The organism is Flammeovirga kamogawensis (genome assembly GCF_018736065.1).
Lineage (GTDB): Bacteria > Bacteroidota > Bacteroidia > Cytophagales > Flammeovirgaceae > Flammeovirga > Flammeovirga kamogawensis.
In genome coordinates this window covers 2,707,254-2,726,113 of the sequence record NZ_CP076128.1, presented here as the reverse complement: position 1 = coordinate 2,726,113, position 18,860 = coordinate 2,707,254, and the positions used below count along the sequence as shown (strand labels likewise).

Annotated in this window: 15 protein-coding genes; 7 read left to right on the top strand and 8 right to left on the bottom strand. The window is 31.2% G+C overall.

The window, feature by feature from the left end:
- Positions 1 to 112: 112 nt before the first annotated feature.
- Together KM029_RS10875 and KM029_RS10870 are read left to right on the top strand one after the other, a co-directional pair.
- On the top strand, positions 113 to 511 hold the full coding sequence (locus KM029_RS10875; RefSeq protein ID WP_144073304.1) for a nucleoside 2-deoxyribosyltransferase: 399 nt from the start codon (positions 113 to 115) through the stop codon (positions 509 to 511).
- Positions 512 to 654: 143 nt separating this feature from the next.
- Entirely contained in the window at positions 655 to 1,803 is a 1,149-nt protein-coding gene (locus KM029_RS10870) for a PAS domain-containing sensor histidine kinase (protein ID WP_144073303.1), read from the top strand.
- A 37-nt stretch (positions 1,804 to 1,840) separates the two neighbouring features.
- Here the strand turns inward: KM029_RS10870 and KM029_RS10865 are convergent, their stop codons facing one another.
- The 3 genes from KM029_RS10865 to KM029_RS10855 form a co-directional block, all read right to left on the bottom strand.
- On the bottom strand, positions 1,841 to 2,308 hold the full coding sequence (locus tag KM029_RS10865; RefSeq protein WP_144073302.1) for a YybH family protein: 468 nt from the start codon (positions 2,306 to 2,308) through the stop codon (positions 1,841 to 1,843).
- 182 nt (positions 2,309 to 2,490) lie between these two features.
- Positions 2,491 to 3,090 carry a Crp/Fnr family transcriptional regulator gene (locus tag KM029_RS10860; protein ID WP_144073301.1) on the bottom strand — a complete coding sequence of 200 codons (600 nt, stop codon included), beginning with the start codon at positions 3,088 to 3,090 and terminating at the stop codon, positions 2,491 to 2,493.
- A gap of 17 nt (positions 3,091 to 3,107) precedes the next feature.
- Positions 3,108 to 5,345 (bottom strand): caspase family protein, encoded by a 2,238-nt coding sequence (locus KM029_RS10855; protein ID WP_158631030.1) that lies wholly within the window; start codon positions 5,343 to 5,345, stop codon positions 3,108 to 3,110.
- Between the two features lie 221 nt (positions 5,346 to 5,566).
- Here KM029_RS10855 and thrC point away from each other — a divergent pair, with 221 nt between their 5' ends.
- The 5 genes from thrC to KM029_RS10830 all read left to right on the top strand — a co-directional run bounded on the left by thrC (position 5,567) and on the right by KM029_RS10830 (position 11,509).
- Positions 5,567 to 6,889, top strand: a complete 1,323-nt coding sequence (gene thrC, locus KM029_RS10850) for a threonine synthase (RefSeq protein WP_144073299.1) — start codon at positions 5,567 to 5,569, stop codon at positions 6,887 to 6,889.
- Positions 6,890 to 7,046: 157 nt separating this feature from the next.
- Positions 7,047 to 8,048, top strand: a complete 1,002-nt coding sequence (locus tag KM029_RS10845; RefSeq protein WP_144073298.1) for a helix-turn-helix domain-containing protein — start codon at positions 7,047 to 7,049, stop codon at positions 8,046 to 8,048.
- A 454-nt stretch (positions 8,049 to 8,502) separates the two neighbouring features.
- Positions 8,503 to 8,910, top strand: coding sequence for a DUF3302 domain-containing protein (locus tag KM029_RS10840; RefSeq protein WP_144073297.1), 408 nt, complete (start codon positions 8,503 to 8,505; stop codon positions 8,908 to 8,910).
- Between the two features lie 58 nt (positions 8,911 to 8,968).
- Complete coding sequence (locus KM029_RS10835) at positions 8,969 to 10,090, top strand: HlyD family secretion protein (protein WP_144073296.1); 1,122 nt, start codon at positions 8,969 to 8,971, stop codon at positions 10,088 to 10,090.
- A gap of 15 nt (positions 10,091 to 10,105) precedes the next feature.
- Positions 10,106 to 11,509, top strand: a complete 1,404-nt coding sequence (locus tag KM029_RS10830; protein WP_144073295.1) for a TolC family protein — start codon at positions 10,106 to 10,108, stop codon at positions 11,507 to 11,509.
- A gap of 147 nt (positions 11,510 to 11,656) precedes the next feature.
- On the opposite strand, the gene KM029_RS10825 is transcribed toward KM029_RS10830, so the two are convergent.
- The 5 genes from KM029_RS10825 to KM029_RS10805 form a co-directional block, all read right to left on the bottom strand.
- Complete coding sequence (locus KM029_RS10825; RefSeq protein ID WP_144073294.1) at positions 11,657 to 13,837, bottom strand: S9 family peptidase; 2,181 nt, start codon at positions 13,835 to 13,837, stop codon at positions 11,657 to 11,659.
- A 169-nt stretch (positions 13,838 to 14,006) separates the two neighbouring features.
- Positions 14,007 to 14,315: a hypothetical protein gene (locus tag KM029_RS10820; protein ID WP_144073293.1), complete on the bottom strand. Its 309-nt coding sequence runs from the start codon at positions 14,313 to 14,315 to the stop codon at positions 14,007 to 14,009.
- 234 nt (positions 14,316 to 14,549) lie between these two features.
- On the bottom strand, positions 14,550 to 17,141 hold the full coding sequence (locus KM029_RS10815; RefSeq protein ID WP_144073292.1) for a carboxypeptidase-like regulatory domain-containing protein: 2,592 nt from the start codon (positions 17,139 to 17,141) through the stop codon (positions 14,550 to 14,552).
- Entirely contained in the window at positions 17,125 to 18,072 is a 948-nt protein-coding gene (locus KM029_RS10810) for a FecR family protein (protein WP_144073291.1), read from the bottom strand. Before KM029_RS10810 ends, KM029_RS10815 begins: the two co-directional genes overlap by 17 nt.
- A gap of 52 nt (positions 18,073 to 18,124) precedes the next feature.
- The gene (locus KM029_RS10805) at positions 18,125 to 18,724 is read right to left on the bottom strand and encodes an RNA polymerase sigma factor (RefSeq protein WP_144073290.1); all 600 of its coding nucleotides are present in this window, start codon (positions 18,722 to 18,724) and stop codon (positions 18,125 to 18,127) included.
- Positions 18,725 to 18,860 lie beyond the last annotated feature (136 nt).

Here is an 18,860-nt window from a genome sequence, read left to right as displayed (position 1 = left end):
GCTAGTAATACATAATTACTAGCTATTTTTTTATGCTTTCTATTGGTAATATAATTGCACTTTTTAAATGAAAGAACTAGTTTTAATTCTTTAACCATTCAATAAAATAAAGATGAAAATATATTTTTCAGGAGCAATAAGAGGTGGGCGTGAAGATGCAGAATTATACGCAAAAATTATTCAGCATTTACAACAATACGGAGATGTATTAACAGAGCATATTGGACAGATGGATTTACAAGAAAAAGTAATTACTGATATTGAAATTCATAATCAAGATCTTAATTGGTTAATAGAATCAGATATTATAATTGCAGAAGTAACTGTACCCTCATTAGGTGTAGGGTATGAGTTAGGAAGAGGAGTTGAAATGAATAAACCAACTTTTTGTTTTCATAGATCAGAAAAAACATCTGCAATGGTTTCAGGTTGTTCAGAGATAAAAACATTTAAGTACAATTCTCTAATTGATCTTAAAGCGTATTTAGATGATATTTTTCAAAATTTATAGTATTCTCTATTACATGAAGGGGAAATAGTTTTTTCTGCGCTTTATTCTTACGTAAAATGTGATTTTTAAAGGTTTTATCTGTATCTATTTTATTTGTTTATTAAGTTGTTAATAACATTATATTTACTGTGAGACCAAAGGCTATGAAAAATAATGAAATTAATACCCAGGGTACAAAAAATAAACTAAATAGTACCCTTACTAACGATGAACAATCTTATTTTCATCTATATAATACATCACCTGATATGTTTTTATCTTTAAACCCAAAAGATAAAACGGTGAAGTTTTGTAACCAGACTTTTTCTGATAGAATGAATTATTCTAAGGACGAGGTTATTGGAGCTCCTGTTTTTAAATTTTTTCATCCAGACTCATTTGGTATGATTCAGAAGAAATTTACAGAATTTATGGAGACAGGTATTTTGAAGAATGTTGAGTTAAAGCTTTTAACAAAAGATGAAAAAGTTATAGACGTTCTTCTTAATACGAAAGCTGTAAAAGATGTTGAAGGGACTATTTTATATAGTAATTCATGTTTTAGAGATATTTCTGATATTATTCAGCTTAGAAAAGAATTATCCCAAAAAAATCTTGAATTAGAGGAAAAGGTAATTGAACGTACACAAGAATTAGAACATTTTGTTTACGCAGCTTCTCATGATTTACAAGAACCACTTCGTAACATGTCTAATTGTATAGATGTATTACAAAGTAGCTATCAAGATCAGTTAGACGCCACAGGGAAACAGTTTGTTAAATACATTTCTTCTTCTGCTCAAAGGATGTCTAATCTGATTAAAGGGATTTTAAATTTTTCTAAAACGGGAAAAGAGAATGCATTAACTAGTGTTGATATAGCTGAAATAATTGATGAAATTCGTTCAGATTTTTCACTTTTACTTAAAGAATCTTCAACTGTCTTTAATGTTAATAATGATATGCCCGTTATTAAAGGGTATAGAATGGAAGTTAGGTTATTATTCCAAAACTTAATTAGCAATGCAATTAAGTTTAGAAAAAGGAATGAACAACTTACAATATCAATAAATTCATCAGTTAATGAAGATGGTAAGAAGGTCTTTTCAATAGAAGATAATGGTATTGGTATAAAAGAAGAATATTTTAAAAGGATATTCCAGATTTTTAAAAGACTACACAACAGAGACGATTTTGAAGGAACTGGTATAGGTTTAGCACATTGCCAAAAAATAGTTAAACTTCATGACGGTGAAATTTGGGTTGAATCTACCTATGGTAAAGGTTCTACATTCTATTTTACATTGGGTTAAAAAAGCTCTTGGGTTTTATTCCAAGAGCTTTTTACTACTATTTTGATTTATTGAACATGTAACGATCAATTTTCCATTCACCATCTACCTTTTTTAGAATAAACAATTCTCTGTTAGCCTCTTCTACTATTTGTCCGTTAGCATGAATAAGAGTTTTACCTTTAGATTGAGTTCTGGCAAAAGCATAATCATCTCTAATTACAACTTCTTCAATATCGAATTCAACAGTTAATTGTATCATCTTAAAAACATTATCGTAAGCTATCGAAAGTTGTTCACTTCCTGTTGCTGTAGGGAATGTTGTAGGATAGAAAATGCCTTCTTTAGTATAAAGCGTAACTATTGTAGGCGTATCACCAGCATTTAAAGCTTTCTCATAATCCTTAAGTAGTTTTGTTACAGCCGTTTTTTCGTTTGCACTAGGCTTTGTGTTATCTGCAATAATTGTTGTTTGCGACATAATGATAAATGTTACAGTTATAAATAATGATTTAATAATTTCCATTGATGTAATTTTTTAAGAATTCAAGTTTTGTTTTGATTACATCACAAAGGTGGTGGGTTTTCAATGGAGCTACTTATAAACTGTAACAAGAAAAATTCTTAATCTAGTTTAAGGTTTCTTGGTTTGTAGCTGATAATTAGTTTTTAAAACAAAAAAGGCTACCGTTTTGGTAACCTTTTATATTATTTTTTGCTTAACTCTTTCCTAATTTTACTTAGAAACTCAGGTGTAATACCTAAAAAAGAAGCTATCTGAACATTTGATATTCTATTTAATAGGTAAGGATATTTTTGGGAAAAATTGAGGTACTTTTCTCTAGCAGAGAAACTAATGTTGTCAAGAACTCTTTCTTGTAAGTTCATATAAGCATTCTCTAGTAATACTCTAAAAATACGATTAAACTTAGGGTGTTCTTCATAAAGCTGTTTAAAATTCTCAAGAGAAACCCTAAGTACTATGCAATTCTCTAAAGCCTCAATTTCCATTCTAGAAGGAACTTCTTTATAAAAACTTTTTATATCGTTTATCCAATGGTTTTCAATAGCAAACTGCATATTATGTTCACTACCATTGTCATCAACATAGTACATCTTAAGAGCACCTTCTACTATAAAGTTCATGTATTTTTCAATATCACCACTCTGAGACAAGTACTGCCTTCTTCTTATTTTTTTTACTTCAAAAATGCCTCTAACAAATTCTTTTTCGTTATCTGTTAGAGGCATAATGTTATCAAAATAAGTTACAATAGTAGTAACATATTTATCAATTTCGTTATTCATATATTATGAACATTTACTTATTCAGTAATAGTAGATTCAAAAGTTTTAGAGCTTATACTCCAAACTGTTTTTACTTTTCTTGGTTTCATAGACAACCCCCTTGTGTTAGAGTTAATACTTGAAAGTAAACTCATTAAAGGGTCAGAACTAGCTGCAGATCTCGTAGATCTTACACCATTAACATTAAATAGTTGTTCAGGGTTTGGAATAGCTTCTTCAGAGGCTAATAAGAACATTTTATCAACACCTGTACCCTCTACTGTAAATTCTATAAAATTACCCTCAAGATTTACAGGAACAACATCTTTCTCATAGCCTTCTAAAATATTATCAGATTTATTGTCTGAAAAATCAAAAGGTAATAATAATTGCATTGCACCAGAGTCATCAATCATGAAGACATATAAAAACATATTTTTCTTTTTCCACCCTTCAAATAAGGCAGGGTTTTTCTTGAAAGCCAATCTCATATTTTGTCCTTCATATATTTTTCCGCCATCAACAATAGAATTATCATCTAAATTTTGTAGGCATAGATCATAAGGAAAAGCCATATTAGGAGGAGAATGAAGTGTCATCCATTTCTTAATTGCACCAATTTTCTGTGCTTGATCTTGTAATGTATAAGAGAAGGCTTCTTTTGTAACAGGTACAGGATCAGAAAATAATGGTAAAGTTTTTACTTCATCAGATTGTGCATTTGCTGATTGTAAAGTCCATGCATATTTTAATTTACCTTCGGTGATAAACCCGCTTAAGATATATGAAGCATCTACACTCGTACCCGATAATTTGGTAGCTGTTTGAGATAATTCTTTAGATAGTTTATCGTATTGAGAAGAAGATAGAGGTAATGTTACTAATAATTTCACATTACTATTTCCATTGCAAGTACTTGATTCAACCGCCTTTTTAACCTCATTAGCAGAAATTTTATTGATGGTAGTTATAGCACCACATGTATTGGAAACAATCCAATTTTTGGCTGTTTCATCATATGCAAGTGTGTGTGTACCCACTTCCCAAGGTTTAATCAATTGTATTTTAGAAGAGCTTAAACTATTTAATTCATTTCCTAATGATGTGATAGTTGCATCATCTAAATCACTTTTGGCAGACCAAACTACTAAATTAGGTCTACTTGGATGCGACCAAACTTTAACCTCGAATGCATCACCTTCTTTAATTCCCTTTAGATCACCAGATATTACTTTTGCATAAGAGTTTGTCATACCATCTAGAGATGATATCTCTAACTCAATACCTTTATCATTTTTTAGAGTTGTTCCTTTGCTAATTTTTAAAGCAGCACCTCCTAACAACTTCAACTCGCCAGTAGCAGCATCAATTTTTTCTACAAAAAGAAGAGGATTGTCTGCACCCGTTGCAGCACCACCAAATAAAGATTTTGTCATTCTATCTTCTTGACCTTCAAAAGTAGGCGTTTGTACTTTACCACTAAAACGTAATAAAGAACGAATTCTCTTTTCTAAAGTTGCAACATCTTCCACAGAAGAAGAAGTATTAATAGCTTGTAGGAATGCATCTGTAAAAGCTCCTTGAGGTAAACCTTCTGTATTTACTGTTTCAGAGGCAGTTTCGTTATTTTGTGCTGCAGAAATAATCAAAGCACCTCTTGTTGCAGGAGGTATTGTTTTTGGTACAGTTGTTTTTATATCTGGAAATTTATGGTTTAAACTTCTAGATACAGGAGTAGCAGCAGTAATTGCATTTCTACTTACAGAACCACTATGACAGCTATCAAAAATTGCTGTAACAACGGCATTCTTATCTGTTAAACTTAAAAGAAATGCATTTAATTCTGTATCAAGAATATAGCTTTGTTCACCTTTATAAGCATCAGAAGGAACAATACACTCTTGTGTTTTATCTGCTTCAAAATGTTGGCTATTTTCTACCTGAGATCCATGACCTGCATAGTAGAAAAATACAATATCATCTGGATTAGTATTATTCGTTAACCATTTAAAAGCAGCTTTTAAACCTGCTGTTGTTGTTTGTTCAGGAGTGTCTAATAATTTGATTTCATCAAACTGGTATTTACATTTTAATACATTAGACATGGCATTCGCATCTCTGACAGCACCATTTAAATTTCTCCAAGTAATCGTTTCAGAAGTGGGTGTATCAGGAACATATTTATCTATACCTATAATTAAAGCAATCTTTTTTGCATAGGTATCTTGAATTGTGAATGTTAGAAGAATTAACAGTAGTAGGGATAAGTTTTTCATCATAAGAAGGAATACAACAATTTGTTATCATTTTGTGAGATATTTCAAAAATACAAAAAATTATAACAGTAAAAGGAGGTAAATCATTATAAATAGCACTTGAAATCATCACTTTTATTGAGATTTTTCATAAAATGAGTATATTTGCTTGTAATATTTTCAATAAAACACGATTATCTTTTACGGATATATCAAAGTGAAGAGCGAAAACGAGAAGTAAGATGATCTATTATAGTACTAAACGACAAGCAGAAGAAGCTAGCTTAAAAAAAGCACTTTTTAAAGGTTTACCAGAGGACAATGGTTTATATATGCCTGAGCAAATAGCAAAGTTGCCTCAGAGCTTTTTTGATAACATTGGAGAAATGTCTTTTCAAGATATTGCGTTTGAAGTAACAAATGCATTATTAGGTGAAGATGTACCTGCAGAGGAAATTCGTAAAATCGTAGACGAAGCTGTAAATTTTGATGCTCCAATCGTAAATGTAGTAGATCAAATTTATTCTCTAGAATTATTTCACGGACCAACGTTAGCATTCAAAGATTTTGGTGCTCGCTTTATGTCTCGTTTAATGTCTTATTTCTTAGAGAAAGGAGAAAAATTACATATTCTTGTAGCAACATCTGGAGATACAGGAAGTGCGGTAGCACAAGGTTTCTTTGGTGTTGAAGGTATTCAAGTTACTATTCTTTATCCTAAAGGAAAGGTAAGTCCAATACAAGAACAACAATTGACAACTAATGGCGGAAATATTAAAGCTGTTGAAATTGAAGGAACGTTTGATGATTGCCAAAAATTGGTAAAAGAAGCTTTCCTTGATAAAGAATTAAGCGAGGCTTTAAATTTAACATCTGCCAATTCAATAAATATTAGCCGATTGATTCCTCAATCGTTTTACTACTTTAATGCTTTTGCTCAATTAAAGAGAGAAGGATATAAAAAAGTTGTATTCTGTACACCAAGCGGTAATTTTGGTAATTTATGTGGTGGCTTAATAGCCAATAGAATGGGGCTTAAAGTAGAAAACTTTATTGCTGCAACTAATGCTAATAAAGTAGTTCCTGTTTATTTAAAAACAGAAATCTTCCAGCCAAAACCATCTACAGCAACAATTTCTAATGCTATGGATGTGGGTAACCCAAGTAACTTTCCTCGTTTATTAGAATTAAATGGTAATTCGTTCGAGAAACTAACGAAAAAAGTTTCTGGGGCTTACTTTAACGATGAAGAAACAAGGAAAACAATGAAAACGGTATTTGATGAGACTGGGTATGTAATGTGCCCTCACTCTGCTATTGGATACCAAGCTTTACAAGATTATATAAAAGAGCAAGGTGGACTTGGTAAGAAAACAGCAGGTGTATTCTTAGCAACAGCTCACCCTGTTAAGTTTGTAGAAATTGTTGAGCCAGTAATTAATCAAAAGATTGATATACCACAACGTCTTCAAGATATTATTGATAGACCAAAAGTAGCTACTTTATTACCTGTTGATTATAAATTATTCAAAGAGTATTTGTTATCAGAGGTAGAGGCAGTATAATTTTGTCCATCTAAAAATATTAAAACTCCTTCTCATAGTACTTGAGAAGGAGTTTTTTTATTAGTCAGTAATAAACTCTTTCTAATTATTCTATTTATGTCAATGGTATCATCGAAATCCATTATTTTAATACTTCATAAATACGGGGTTATTCGATATGATGAATATAATAATTAAAGATCGGGGTAAATGGCTAACAACTGTAGCAACTGCATTAGATGTTCCTGTAATTGAAGGGCAGAATACAATTGAATTTAATAATGAAATTGGTGAGGGAAGCCTTTTTTATAAAGTTATTGAAGAAGGAATTATAATTAGGAGTATAAATTTTAACCTTAAACAGGATGTATCTTTTAAAGAAGAGCCTAGAAAAAAGTCTACTTCTTTAATTATTGATTTTTCTTTTCAGGGCTATCCAAAAGGAACTGTATTCCTAGAGCAACCTCAACTGACTATAGAACAAGGAAAACAAGTATTAATGTATACTGATAATTCTACTATAATTGGGCGCTTTAATAAACAAGTTCCAAGAAGTTTTATGTCTATAGAGGTTAAATTCGAATGGTTAAAAAGAAATTTTAAAGATTTTTTTGAGAGCTATCCTGAATTTAATGAAGGATTGTACTCTGGTAGAGTACATTTATCCACTCTACCTTATGGACTATCACACCAAGAATCCTTAGAGCAATTAATGTTTAAAGAGTATGCTCCAGAAATTATTAAACCAGTATATAAAGGTCTAGTACTTATTATAGTATCAGATATTCTTATTCAATTTATCTCAAATACAGATCAACAAAGAAAACATTCCTTTAGTTTAGAGACTCAAAAAGAATTGGATGAGCTAGATGCATATATTAGATTAAACCTTGATAAAGAAATATCAGTAGAAGACCTTTGTAAAAAGATAGGTTATTCAAAAACTAAACTTCATGGTTTATTCAAAGACTATTTTAAGTATTCTATGTATGATTATATAAAGCATATGAGATTAAAAAAGTCACAGTCTTTATTAATAACGACAGAATTACCAATAGCCGAAATAGCTATTAGAGTTGGTTATCAATCTATTCCTCATTTTACAAACTTATTTAAAAAAGAGATTGGTACAACTCCAACAGAATATAGAAAAGGGTATAATCGCGATATTTTTCATTAATTGTTCTTTCTGTGTAGTGTAATTTCCTTTGATTAGGAACGAGAGAAAAATAATCTAGGTAATAATAACATAAAGAAGAATTATAAATGCTAGTCAATTTAGTGATCAAGGTCATTAAATTGACTTTTTTTTATGTTTTTTGGTGATGTAAATCAATAATAAGTTTAACTATCTGTGAATAATATATAAGTGAACAATCGCATAATTAATTATGCATTTTCAAATAATTTATTTGTTTGACTATGAACTATATTTGAATTATAAGTTATTAATCATCAGAAAAACAGCTGATTGATTTAGTAATTTAAGAAATAGGTAGAGCTTTCATTTAAAGAACATATAAATAGTTTTTGTTAATGAATAACTGAAATTACTACCTGTTTTGAAACTAAATTCTTTCTATAATTTAATTGATAACTCTTTTGAGTTAGAGCAAGTTTTAACTAAATCTGAAATGAAAAAGAAAATATCGTTCTCCTTTATGCTTTTAATGTATGCTTTAATGATACTACCTTCAAATGCTTTTGCAATGGTAAGTCCAGATAAAGTAAATACAGTAGCAGAAATTATGTCATGGGTTGTGATATGTGTAGTTCCTGTTGTTGGTGCTGTCGCATTTTGGAAGATTCATATTATACCAGAAGAAATTGCTAAAAAGAGAAATCATCCTCAAGCAGATTCTATTCATATTATGTGCTTGTTGTCTTTAGTAATGGGAGGTATGTTATGGCCAATAGCATTAATATGGGCATACTCTAATCCTTACCAAATTCACGTTACAGATGTTCAAGAATTTGGTGTTAATTCTGATGATTCGGAAGAATCTGACAACAAAATCAATAAAGAAACAGAGGTAGCATAATACTTCTCAATCTACTTCCTATAATAAAAATTACTACACAATATATTCATTACTAATCATGGTAGATTTAATATTAATCGTCTATTGCTTAATTGTTTGGCTAATCTTTATAAAATTCAAGTTATTAGCTTGGAATACAACATCAAAACTTATTGTATTTATTATTCCTGTAGTAGGAATTACAGGGTTGATCCTAGCAATGAACATTTTTATGCCTTCTTCAGATGATGTTCGTGTTTATAATAAAACCGTTCAGATAAAAGCAAATGTAAGAGGCAGAGTGAAAGATGTACTTGTACAAGAAAATTCTAAAGTAAATAAAGGAGATACTCTTTTTGTAATAGAACAAGAACCTTTCTTAGCTCAGATATCAGGTTTAAAAGCCTCTATAAAAAAGGCTGAAGCTGCAGTAAGTGTTCAGTATAAAAATGTAGAAGCATTACAGGCATCTAGAAGAGCCGTTGAAGCTCAATTGGAATTGGCAAGAACTCGTGAAAATCAGTTTAAAGAATTGGTAGACGCTGGTGCTGGTAACCGATTTGATTTAGAACAAGCCGAAAATAATGTAAGACAATTAGATGCACAATTGGCACAAATTAAAGCACAAGAGGCTTCTATTTTAGCAAATATTCGTGCAGAATATAATGGTAAACAGGTTTCTGTAGCAGAACTTATTGCAAAATTAGAGAAAGCAGAATGGGATTTAGCACAAACTGTTGTTAAAGCACCTTTAGATGCAATGGTTGTCAATTTACAGTTAAGACCTGGAGCAATGGCATTACCTTTGACAGATTTAATGACATTAGTAGAAGGGCGTCAGAATATTATGGCATCTTTTGATCAAAATGAATTACATAAAATCCAAGAGGGAAATGAAGTAGATTTAACATTTGTAACTCGTCCTGGAGAAATTATACCAGCAAAAGTAGAATCAGTAGTTTGGGCATCGAGTAGAGGTCAGTTATTACCAAGTGGTAAAGTACCTCAAGTTGATCAAGGTTTACAAAAAAGAGGAAAGTATTTAGTGAAATTCACTACAAATGAAGATGCACATATTCCAATGGGAGCCAATGGTTCTGTAGCGGTTTATACATCAACTTTAGAACCTTTCTATATCATTCGTAAAGTTATGATTAGACTTTCTGCTAAGGTGAACTACCTGATTTTAAAAGCTCACTAATATATCAATTATCTCATGAAATTATTAACTAAAATAGGATTAACACTTGGAGCTACTTTAGCTTTTAGTGGATGTATCAAACTGAAAGATGCACCAACGTCTGATGAAATAAAAGAAGACAATACTGCATTAGAAAACATGAAAATACCTAACGATTGGGTATTTCAGGAAATGGATTCTGCTCAGGTAGATCTTTCTTGGGCAAAAGAGTGGGAGACTACTGAAATTGATTCCATCATTGCAGAAGGATATAAGTATAATGCAGATATAAATATTGCAGCTTCTAGAATAGAACAGGCAAATAAAGGTTTGAAAATTGCAAAATCACGTTTGCTACCAATTATAGGTGCAGGAGGTTCTGCAGGTTACAATTTTCCTACTCAAGGTGCTGCTCCAGGTTATGGAATGGTAAATATGTCATGGGAAGTAGATTTGTGGGGTAAACTTCGTTACGCTAAGAAGGGTACAGAAACAATGATTTATTCTGCTGAATATGCACAGCAGAAGTTAGAACAAGTATTAGCAGCTTCAATTGCTAAAGCTTGGTATACTGCAGTATTTATTAAGCAGCAAAAAGATTTAGTAAACCAGGCAATTGTAGCAACAGAAAAGATGACTTCTTTAAACGAAGCTCGTTTTGCAATTGGTGCAGCTAAAGAGTCTGATGTACTTCAAATGAATGCTCAAGAGGCAAAGTTTAGAGAAAAGTTAATTGAGCTTGAACAAGTTGAAAAAGATACAAAACGTTCTATTGAACTTCTTGTTGGAAGATATCCTAAAGGAGAAATTGAAGTAGCTGCAGCATTACCAGAATTAAAAACGGAGGTGCCAGAAAACTTACCGATGAGTATGTTAGAAAATCGCCCAGAAATTATGATTAGCCAGTATTCTGTACAACAAGCTTTTTATAATAAGGAGGTAGCTAAGGCAGCTCGTTGGCCAAAAGTAAGTATCAATTCTTCTTTTGGAGGGGTAAATTCTACTTTACAGAGTATGATGCATTTATCAAATCCAATTTTCTCTTTAGGTACAAGTCTTACTACACCAATTTTTAGTTGGGGTGCTATTAAGGCAAATATTGCTATTCAAGATGAAAATCAGAAACAAGCTGTTTTATATTATGCAAAATCGTATTTAAATGCTCTAAGTGAGGTAGAGACAAGCTTAAATGGTATTGATGCCGTAGAAGATCGTTTTGAACAATCATCAATTGCATTAGAGAATTTAGAGCGTACTTATGAGCTATCTGAGTTGCAATATAAAATTGGTAACGAGAACATGTTTACATTACTTCAGAAACAGCTTCAACTGTTAAATGAAGGAACAAATCAGTTAAACTTAAAGTACCAAAAGATTTCTCAGCGTATTAATCTATACCTTGCTTTAGGTGGAGATTATGTAGACGTAAGTGCTAGTTAATATTAAATATAAGAAGGGAAAATAACAGTTAAATATTTTCCATTCTCTAGTATAATTCTAGAGAGTGATTTTTATAATCGCATCAAAAAAGCCTTGTAATTCAGTAATTGAACTACAAGGCTTTTATTGTTATTATGAAGGATAGGCTTATAAGTTATCCATCACAAAATTTGTCATTTGAACATATAAATGAAGTCTAGTATTTCCACCATAAATACCATGATTACGGTTAGGGTAGAAGAATTCATTAAATTGTTTTCCAGATTTGATTAACGCATTCGATAAGTCTATCGCATTTTGAACATGTACATTGTCATCTCCAGTTCCATGAATTAATAAAAACTTACCTTTTAATTTATCTGTATGATGAATTGGAGAGTTGTCATCATATCCAGTAGGATTATCTTGAGGAGTTTTTAAATAACGTTCCGTGTAAATAGTGTCATAGTATCTCCAAGTAGTTACAGGTGCTACAGCAATACCCATTTTAAAGTAATCTGCGCCAGTAAACATACATAGAGAAGTCATGTAACCACCAAAACTCCAACCCCAAATACCAATTCTTCCGGCATCAACATAGTTTTGATTTCCTAACCATTTCGCCGTTTGAATTTGATCAAGAGCTTCTAATTTACCCAATTGAGCATAAGTAGTGTGTTTAAAATCTCTACCTCTAGAACCGGTACCTCTACCATCTACAACACAAACAATATATCCTTTTTGAGTTAACATTTGATGCCATGCAAAGTTTCCGCCACCCCAAGAGTTTGCTACTTGATTAGATCCAGGGCCACTGTATTGAAACATTAATACAGGATATTTTTTATTGGCATCAAAGTTTGCAGGTTTAAGCATGTAACCATATAACTCAATATTATCTTCTGTAGTAAATGTAAAATGTTCTTTTCCAACAAATCCATATTCAGCAATCAATTCTTTAAAAGCGGCATTGTCTTCCAAAACTTTAATCAACTGGTTTTTATTAGTTTTATACAATGACGTTGTTGCTACTTCTTCAGAACTACTGTGTTTACTTATGTAATAACTAAAATCATTACTCATATTTACATGAGTCTGACCATTTTTAGTAGATAAACGAGCTTTCTTTTTACCATAAATATCAATAGCATAGAAGTCTCGATCTAACGGTGCAACCTCATTAGAAATATAATAAATAACAGCTTTTTTACTAGCTTCATTAATACCGACTAATTCGCTTACTTCCCATTCTCCATTTGTTATTTGGCGTACCATTTTACCTTCTACAGTGTATAAGTAGATGTGTTTATATCCACTCATTTCAGAAGTATAAATAAAGTGTTTGCCATCTTTTAAATAAGTAAGATCATCGCAATAATCCATATCTACATAGGTCTTACTTTGTTCAGAAAGGATTACCTTACTTTCACCACTTGTAGCATTAGCATGTAAAATTTCTAATTTATTCTGAAGACGGTTCATTCTGATGATAGATAATACAGCAGCATCAGCAGTCCATTGTACTCTTGGGATATAAATATCCGTTTCGCTTCCTATGTCTACAGATTTGTGTGTATTGTTATTTTCAAGGTCAATAATTGATACAGAAACTACAGAATTTTTTTCACCTGCTTTAGGGTATTTAAATTTGTAATCTTGAGGATAAAGGTTACCCCATATTTGCATATTGTACTCTGGTACTTCAGTCTCGTTAAAAGTTTGATAAGCAATTTTTTTACTATCAGGAGCCCAGAAAAAGGCTTTTGCCATAGAAAATTCCTCTTCATACACCCAATCAGCACTACCATTAATAATGTGATTGAATTTTCCATCTGTAGTTAGTTGAGTTTCTTCCATAGAAGATAAGTCTACAACAAACATATTATTTTCTCTAGCAAAGGCAACCTTTTTACCATTAGGAGAGAAAGTAGCATAAGATTGTTTACCATTTTCAGAAAGCTTAGAAAGTTTTTTAGAGGTAAAATCATAAACATAGTATTCAGCCTTAAAAGATCTACGATAAATAGATTCTTTTTCAGTCATTAATAATACTTGTTTTTCATCAGCAGAGAATACATAATCTCCAATAGAAACTTGAGGAGAAAGTGTAGAACCATCTAAAATTGTTTCAACTTCTTGTCCAGTTGTAACATCGTTCTTTATAATTTTATTTGAACTCAGCTTAGTATAAAACTGACCAGCTTTCATCCAACGTACTGCGTTCACAGATTTAGGATAGAATTTATATTCTGCCCAAATGTTTTCTAAACTGATTTCTTTTGTTTGTGCAAAGGTATTTACAAATGATAAGCACATTAACCCGATTAAAAGTAATAATCGTTTTTTCATTATTTAGTAATGGTTTAAATATCGTAATCTAAGTAAAGCTTCCGTTTATTTATAGTGTTATTGATTGTATAAAAAATTGAAAGGGTTGGCGCTGATTACGAATTCGATGGAATAAAAAAAATCTTACAATGCTAAGTTACACTGTAAGATTCTTTTTTTAAAACATTCTCTAGAAAGTTAGTTCTTCTTGAGAGGCTTGTTGTTCTTCTTTAGGCAAACTATCGTTGATTGCATATAGTTCATCTTCTAGAAAATAGATATGGTTTTGCATATCATTTAGTTTCTGATTCTTGTCGTATACAGTTTTATGAAGCTTATCAATGTACTTCTGACTGTCTACTAGCATTTTTTTTAATCTTCCTACATAGACATCTACTGATTCATTCCAACCTTGTTCCATTAATGTTGTCTTTTTTCTATTAATGTCTGCTTGTGGTGAATTTTTTGGATAGAGATAACTTTGGTCTTTCATCATCATTTAATAATTATTGCTTTATAAGTAGTAAAAAAACACCATCTTTTAAATGTGTTTTTCCAAGAATTGACTAATTGTTATTTTGAGATAGTTCTTGTCACATATTATTGCATACACAGTTGTCAATTCTTAAATACAAAAATACTATGTTCTAATAGTTATTCAAATTATTAGAATATTAATGTTAATTTATTTTAATAAAAAAGTAATGAAAAACGAATTTATGCTATTTACCTTTTAAAATATAAGGTTAAAAGATACGTTAGGGAGAATGCCTAACTGAGAAACATCGGTTAATATATAGTCGTAAGCATTAGAATCATTCTCTCCAACCTCTGTAACTTGTCTTTCTTCTGTATTTTGCTGATTGTATAAATCATAGATTGTTAGAACTACTTCACCCTTCATTCTTTTTCCAATTTTAAAATTATATTCAGAAGAAAAATCTAACCTATGGTATAAAGGTATTTCGTAAGGTTCAATGGAATTGTTTTCAATGTTAGGACCTTTAGTTTCAGGAATTAGATTATTGAAGGAGTACTCTGTATCTTTTAAAACCCATGTAATACCAATTTTCCAACGCTTTCTTTTGTACATACTTGCAAGTTGGAGAATATGCGTTCTTTTCTTTTCAGATTCTTTTGGGGTGTATTCTTTTATATAACTATTGTAGCCGTAGCTCACGTAATTGTAAAATCTTTTGGTATTAAATTCATAGATAGCATCAATTCCGTAAGATTTACCATTACCAATATATTTATGATAGTAAATGGGGTTTCTATAAACCAAGTCAGACATTTCTCCTGTACTTTGCTTATAATATCCTTCAACATCTATACTATGTTTTCTAAACTTAACAGTTCCACCACCAATAAAATGATTAGATGTAATAACAGGTATACCTTGCCCATCAGAAATAACCCAATAGGCATCATAGGTCAATTCATCAGATAACTCTCTTATAAATTGATAATACCTTCCCATAGAGAACTTTAAACTATAATTCTGATCACGATCTAAATTATAAGTACCTTGTATACGAGGTGCTATATATGCTTTGTTAGAAGGTTGATAGTACCAAACCCTACTTCCTGCAGTAAGGGCTAGTTTACCTAAAAGAAAATTGAATTGCCCATAAACGCCTATTGTATTTGATTTAGTAAGACTATCAATTTCATTAGAAAAGAAAGAAGCAGGAATAAGTTCTTTTACTACGAAGTAATTCGTATACACTGCCCCAACATCTAGACGGCCATTGTTAAGAAAAATTTGTTGATCTGAATGAACGCTTATATCTCTAAATTTTTGATATGATGTAGTAACTCGCTTTTTTGGTCGTTTAATAGCAGATGTACTATCTCTTACGTGCGAAACTTTATATCTATTTCTGATATTTTCTGAAAACGTTGCATAAACATGAGAGTTCCATTTTGTAAACTGACCGTTCCAATTTAATGCAAGTGCATTATTGGTCCAAGAGCGCTCATCCGAATTTGTAAGAGCAGGAGGAACTCTACCATTAGGTCCTTTTTTAGTAGGAATTAATTGGTAAGAAGAGGAGTAATTATCTTGAGAATTTAGATAACTAGCAGAAACTTGATTTGTAGAATTGAGTTGATAGACCACTTTAGCATTAGCATCATGGTATTCAATATCTGGCGTAATATTTTGAGAGATAATATTTATATTACCTTTACTTTCAACAGGAGAGTTCTGATCTACGGAACCATTAACTTCGGCTCTATCATATAAGTATTTTTCTATAGCCCCATGATATTGTCTGTAAGTGCCATAAACGGCTAATTTTCCTTTAATGATAGGAGTAGAAAGATAGCCTTTGTAACCAAGTAAACTTACACCAACGTTTCCTTCTGTATGGTATAATGGAGGATCTTTTAAACCAATATCTAAGATACTAGATACTCTTGCACCATATAAGCAATCATAACCACCTGCATATAAAGTAGCACTTGATGTAACATCTGGATTAACCACACTTTCTAAACCAAAATAGTGATCTAGTTGGTACATTGGGTAGTTGTCTATTAAAGTAAGGTTTTGATCAGATTCTCCTCCTCTAACTTCTAAAGCAGAAGATAATCCGGTAGTACTAACTCCAGGCAACAAACGTAAAGCATAATAGACATCTGTTTGACTAGACATTGGAAGATTACCAATTCCAGCATTTTTCACATTTTTACCTTTGCTTTGGGCATCAATTAAAGAGGTTACATTATTTAATTGTTGCTCATAAACTAATTCAGGAAGTTTTTGACTGTCACGTTGTAGTTTAATTTCAATAGGATTATCAGTATTAATGTCTTTTACAGGCATTTTTATATGTTGATATCCTAAAAATTGAAATGTGATAGTATCTTCTGATGTTAGCTTAATTTGAAATGTGCCATCTTCTTTAGAAACTGCATAGAAGTTGGATGGAGATGCTAAAATTGTAGCATAAGGCAGGGGGGCATCTTCGTCATCTATAATAGTACCTTGTATTGTTTTTTTGATAAATACAGGCTTCTTGATAACAATAAATTGCTCTTCAAGAATTTCATAGCTTAAAGATGTACCTGCTAGCACCTGAACCAGCGTTTTATCAAGTGTAGCTTTAGAAATAGATGCAGATACAGTTTTACCTTTTATAGAGTTATCACTAAATGAAAGGTAGACTTTAAAATAAGTTTCTATTTCTTTTAGGGCATCACGAAGAGGTTTCTGCTGATATTCTGCAGAAAAGGACTCTTCTTGTGCCGAAACGTTTACTGTAATTATTAATAAAAGAAGAGAAGCAAAAAGAAGTATTTTTTTATAAAGATACTTCAACCTCTTTGTTATTTATTTTATAATTAATGCCCATTGTTTTTGCTATTACCTCTAAAGATGTTTTTAAAGATGAAGTAGTTATTGTACCTGTAAACTTCATATTACTAATAGAAGAATTCTTGTAAATAACACGAACATCAAATTGTTTTTGTATCTCTTCAAAAACAATCTCTAAATTGGCATTTTCGTAATTAAAAACGCCCTTTTTCCAAGCAGGTTCTTGATTATAATGATCTATATGAACAAAATTATTGTTCACATATTCAGCTTCATCACCTTTAGAAAGGATAATTTCTTTTCCATTTCTATCGGCAACTAATACTTTACCTGTATAACAACTTATAATCCATTTCTTATTACGAGCATAGATATTAAAACTAGTGCCCAATACAGTAACAGATCCCAGTTCTGTCGATACTTGAAAAATATTTCCTTTTTCAACGTTAAAAAAAGCCTCACCTTGTAAATCAAGGTAACGTCCCTCGTTCCAGTTTTGTCTACTGTAAGAGATTTTACTGTCAGAATTTAGATCTACGGTAGAACCATCAGGTAATACAATATTTTTCATAACTCCTCTGTCAGCTATCTCTGTATGATGACTTGGAACAAAGTTTCTGTAGTAAAAAGCGATCACAAGGCCCAAAACAATAACTGCTGCTCCATACCTCCACCAATTAGTAGTTAATTTAACTTCTTTAGGAGGTGTAACAACATTACTTTCGATCTTGGCCCAAAGCTCATTTTCTCTTTGAGCAGAAAATTCTGGTTCTTTTACTTCAACTTTTTGCACGAAAGCTTTAGCAGAATCAATATTTTCTTGTTCGTCTTTATTTTCAATAAGATACTTCTCCCAATAACTATCAAGAGATGTATCACCGAGGGCCCATGCACAGAAATTAGGGTCTTCGACGTATTTGGCTAGTGTTGACATTATTTTTTATCAATAGGTTGTAATCAGTAAAGGCACAGAAAGGATGTTTGTACTATAAAAAATTAAAAAAGTTTACTATTATTTTACCGATTACAAATAATATGAGACTATCACCCATATTACTTCTCATTTTTTTAAGGGCCGAAGCCTGTAAATTTCTAACAGATTGGTTACTAATATTCATTACTTCGCTTACTTCTTCTGGAGAAAAGCCATTATAGAATCTTAAATAAATTACTTCTTTTTGCCTTCCTGATAAGTGTTCTAGCGTTTGAAGTAACTTTTCTTTATTTATTTGTTCTGTTTCTGATGTAATGATAGACTCTTCCATTGTAAAGCCTGTGTCAAAAGTTTCTATTACTTCATCGCCAGTATTAGAAGTCTTAGCACCTTTTTTTACTTTCTCATAAATACTTCTTTTTAGTGCTACCATTAAATAAAGTTTTACATTATTGGTATCTCCTAAACTACTTCGTTTCTCCCAGAGTCTTAAAAATAAGTCTTGTACACAGTCTTCGACCATGTTAGCATCTTGGCAAAAATGATATCCATATTTATATAAAAGTTTAATGTATTGATTGTAGAAAAATTTAAGTGCAGAAGCATCATTATCTTCTCTTAAAGATTTCCAATAGTGAAGATCTTGTTCCATCTAGGTTGTTGAGCAAAAGTGAATTTCTTACCTCCTTTCAAAAAATAATAGAAAGGTAGCTTTAAGTGTCAAAAAGTAGTATGAAGGTCTATTAATTATTATTTCAAAAATATACCCCTAAAATTATACCACACTA

What these genes read in the sequence shown, in the direction of transcription:
- KM029_RS10830 (WP_144073295.1), top strand. Translation starts at nt 10,106, where the DNA reads ATGAAATTATTAACTAAAATAGGATTAACACTTGGAGCTACTTTAGCT.
- KM029_RS10820 (WP_144073293.1), bottom strand. Translation starts at nt 14,315, where the DNA reads ATGATGATGAAAGACCAAAGTTATCTCTATCCAAAAAATTCACCACAA.
- KM029_RS10875 (WP_144073304.1), top strand. Translation starts at nt 113, where the DNA reads ATGAAAATATATTTTTCAGGAGCAATAAGAGGTGGGCGTGAAGATGCA.
- KM029_RS10855 (WP_158631030.1), bottom strand. Translation starts at nt 5,345, where the DNA reads ATGAAAAACTTATCCCTACTACTGTTAATTCTTCTAACATTCACAATT.
- KM029_RS10825 (WP_144073294.1), bottom strand. Translation starts at nt 13,837, where the DNA reads ATGAAAAAACGATTATTACTTTTAATCGGGTTAATGTGCTTATCATTT.
- KM029_RS10810 (WP_144073291.1), bottom strand. Translation starts at nt 18,072, where the DNA reads ATGTCAACACTAGCCAAATACGTCGAAGACCCTAATTTCTGTGCATGG.
- KM029_RS10865 (WP_144073302.1), bottom strand. Translation starts at nt 2,308, where the DNA reads ATGGAAATTATTAAATCATTATTTATAACTGTAACATTTATCATTATG.
- KM029_RS10845 (WP_144073298.1), top strand. Translation starts at nt 7,047, where the DNA reads ATGATGAATATAATAATTAAAGATCGGGGTAAATGGCTAACAACTGTA.
- KM029_RS10835 (WP_144073296.1), top strand. Translation starts at nt 8,969, where the DNA reads ATGGTAGATTTAATATTAATCGTCTATTGCTTAATTGTTTGGCTAATC.
- KM029_RS10870 (WP_144073303.1), top strand. Translation starts at nt 655, where the DNA reads ATGAAAAATAATGAAATTAATACCCAGGGTACAAAAAATAAACTAAAT.
- KM029_RS10840 (WP_144073297.1), top strand. Translation starts at nt 8,503, where the DNA reads ATGAAAAAGAAAATATCGTTCTCCTTTATGCTTTTAATGTATGCTTTA.
- KM029_RS10860 (WP_144073301.1), bottom strand. Translation starts at nt 3,090, where the DNA reads ATGAATAACGAAATTGATAAATATGTTACTACTATTGTAACTTATTTT.
- thrC (WP_144073299.1), top strand. Translation starts at nt 5,567, where the DNA reads ATGATCTATTATAGTACTAAACGACAAGCAGAAGAAGCTAGCTTAAAA.
- KM029_RS10805 (WP_144073290.1), bottom strand. Translation starts at nt 18,724, where the DNA reads ATGGAACAAGATCTTCACTATTGGAAATCTTTAAGAGAAGATAATGAT.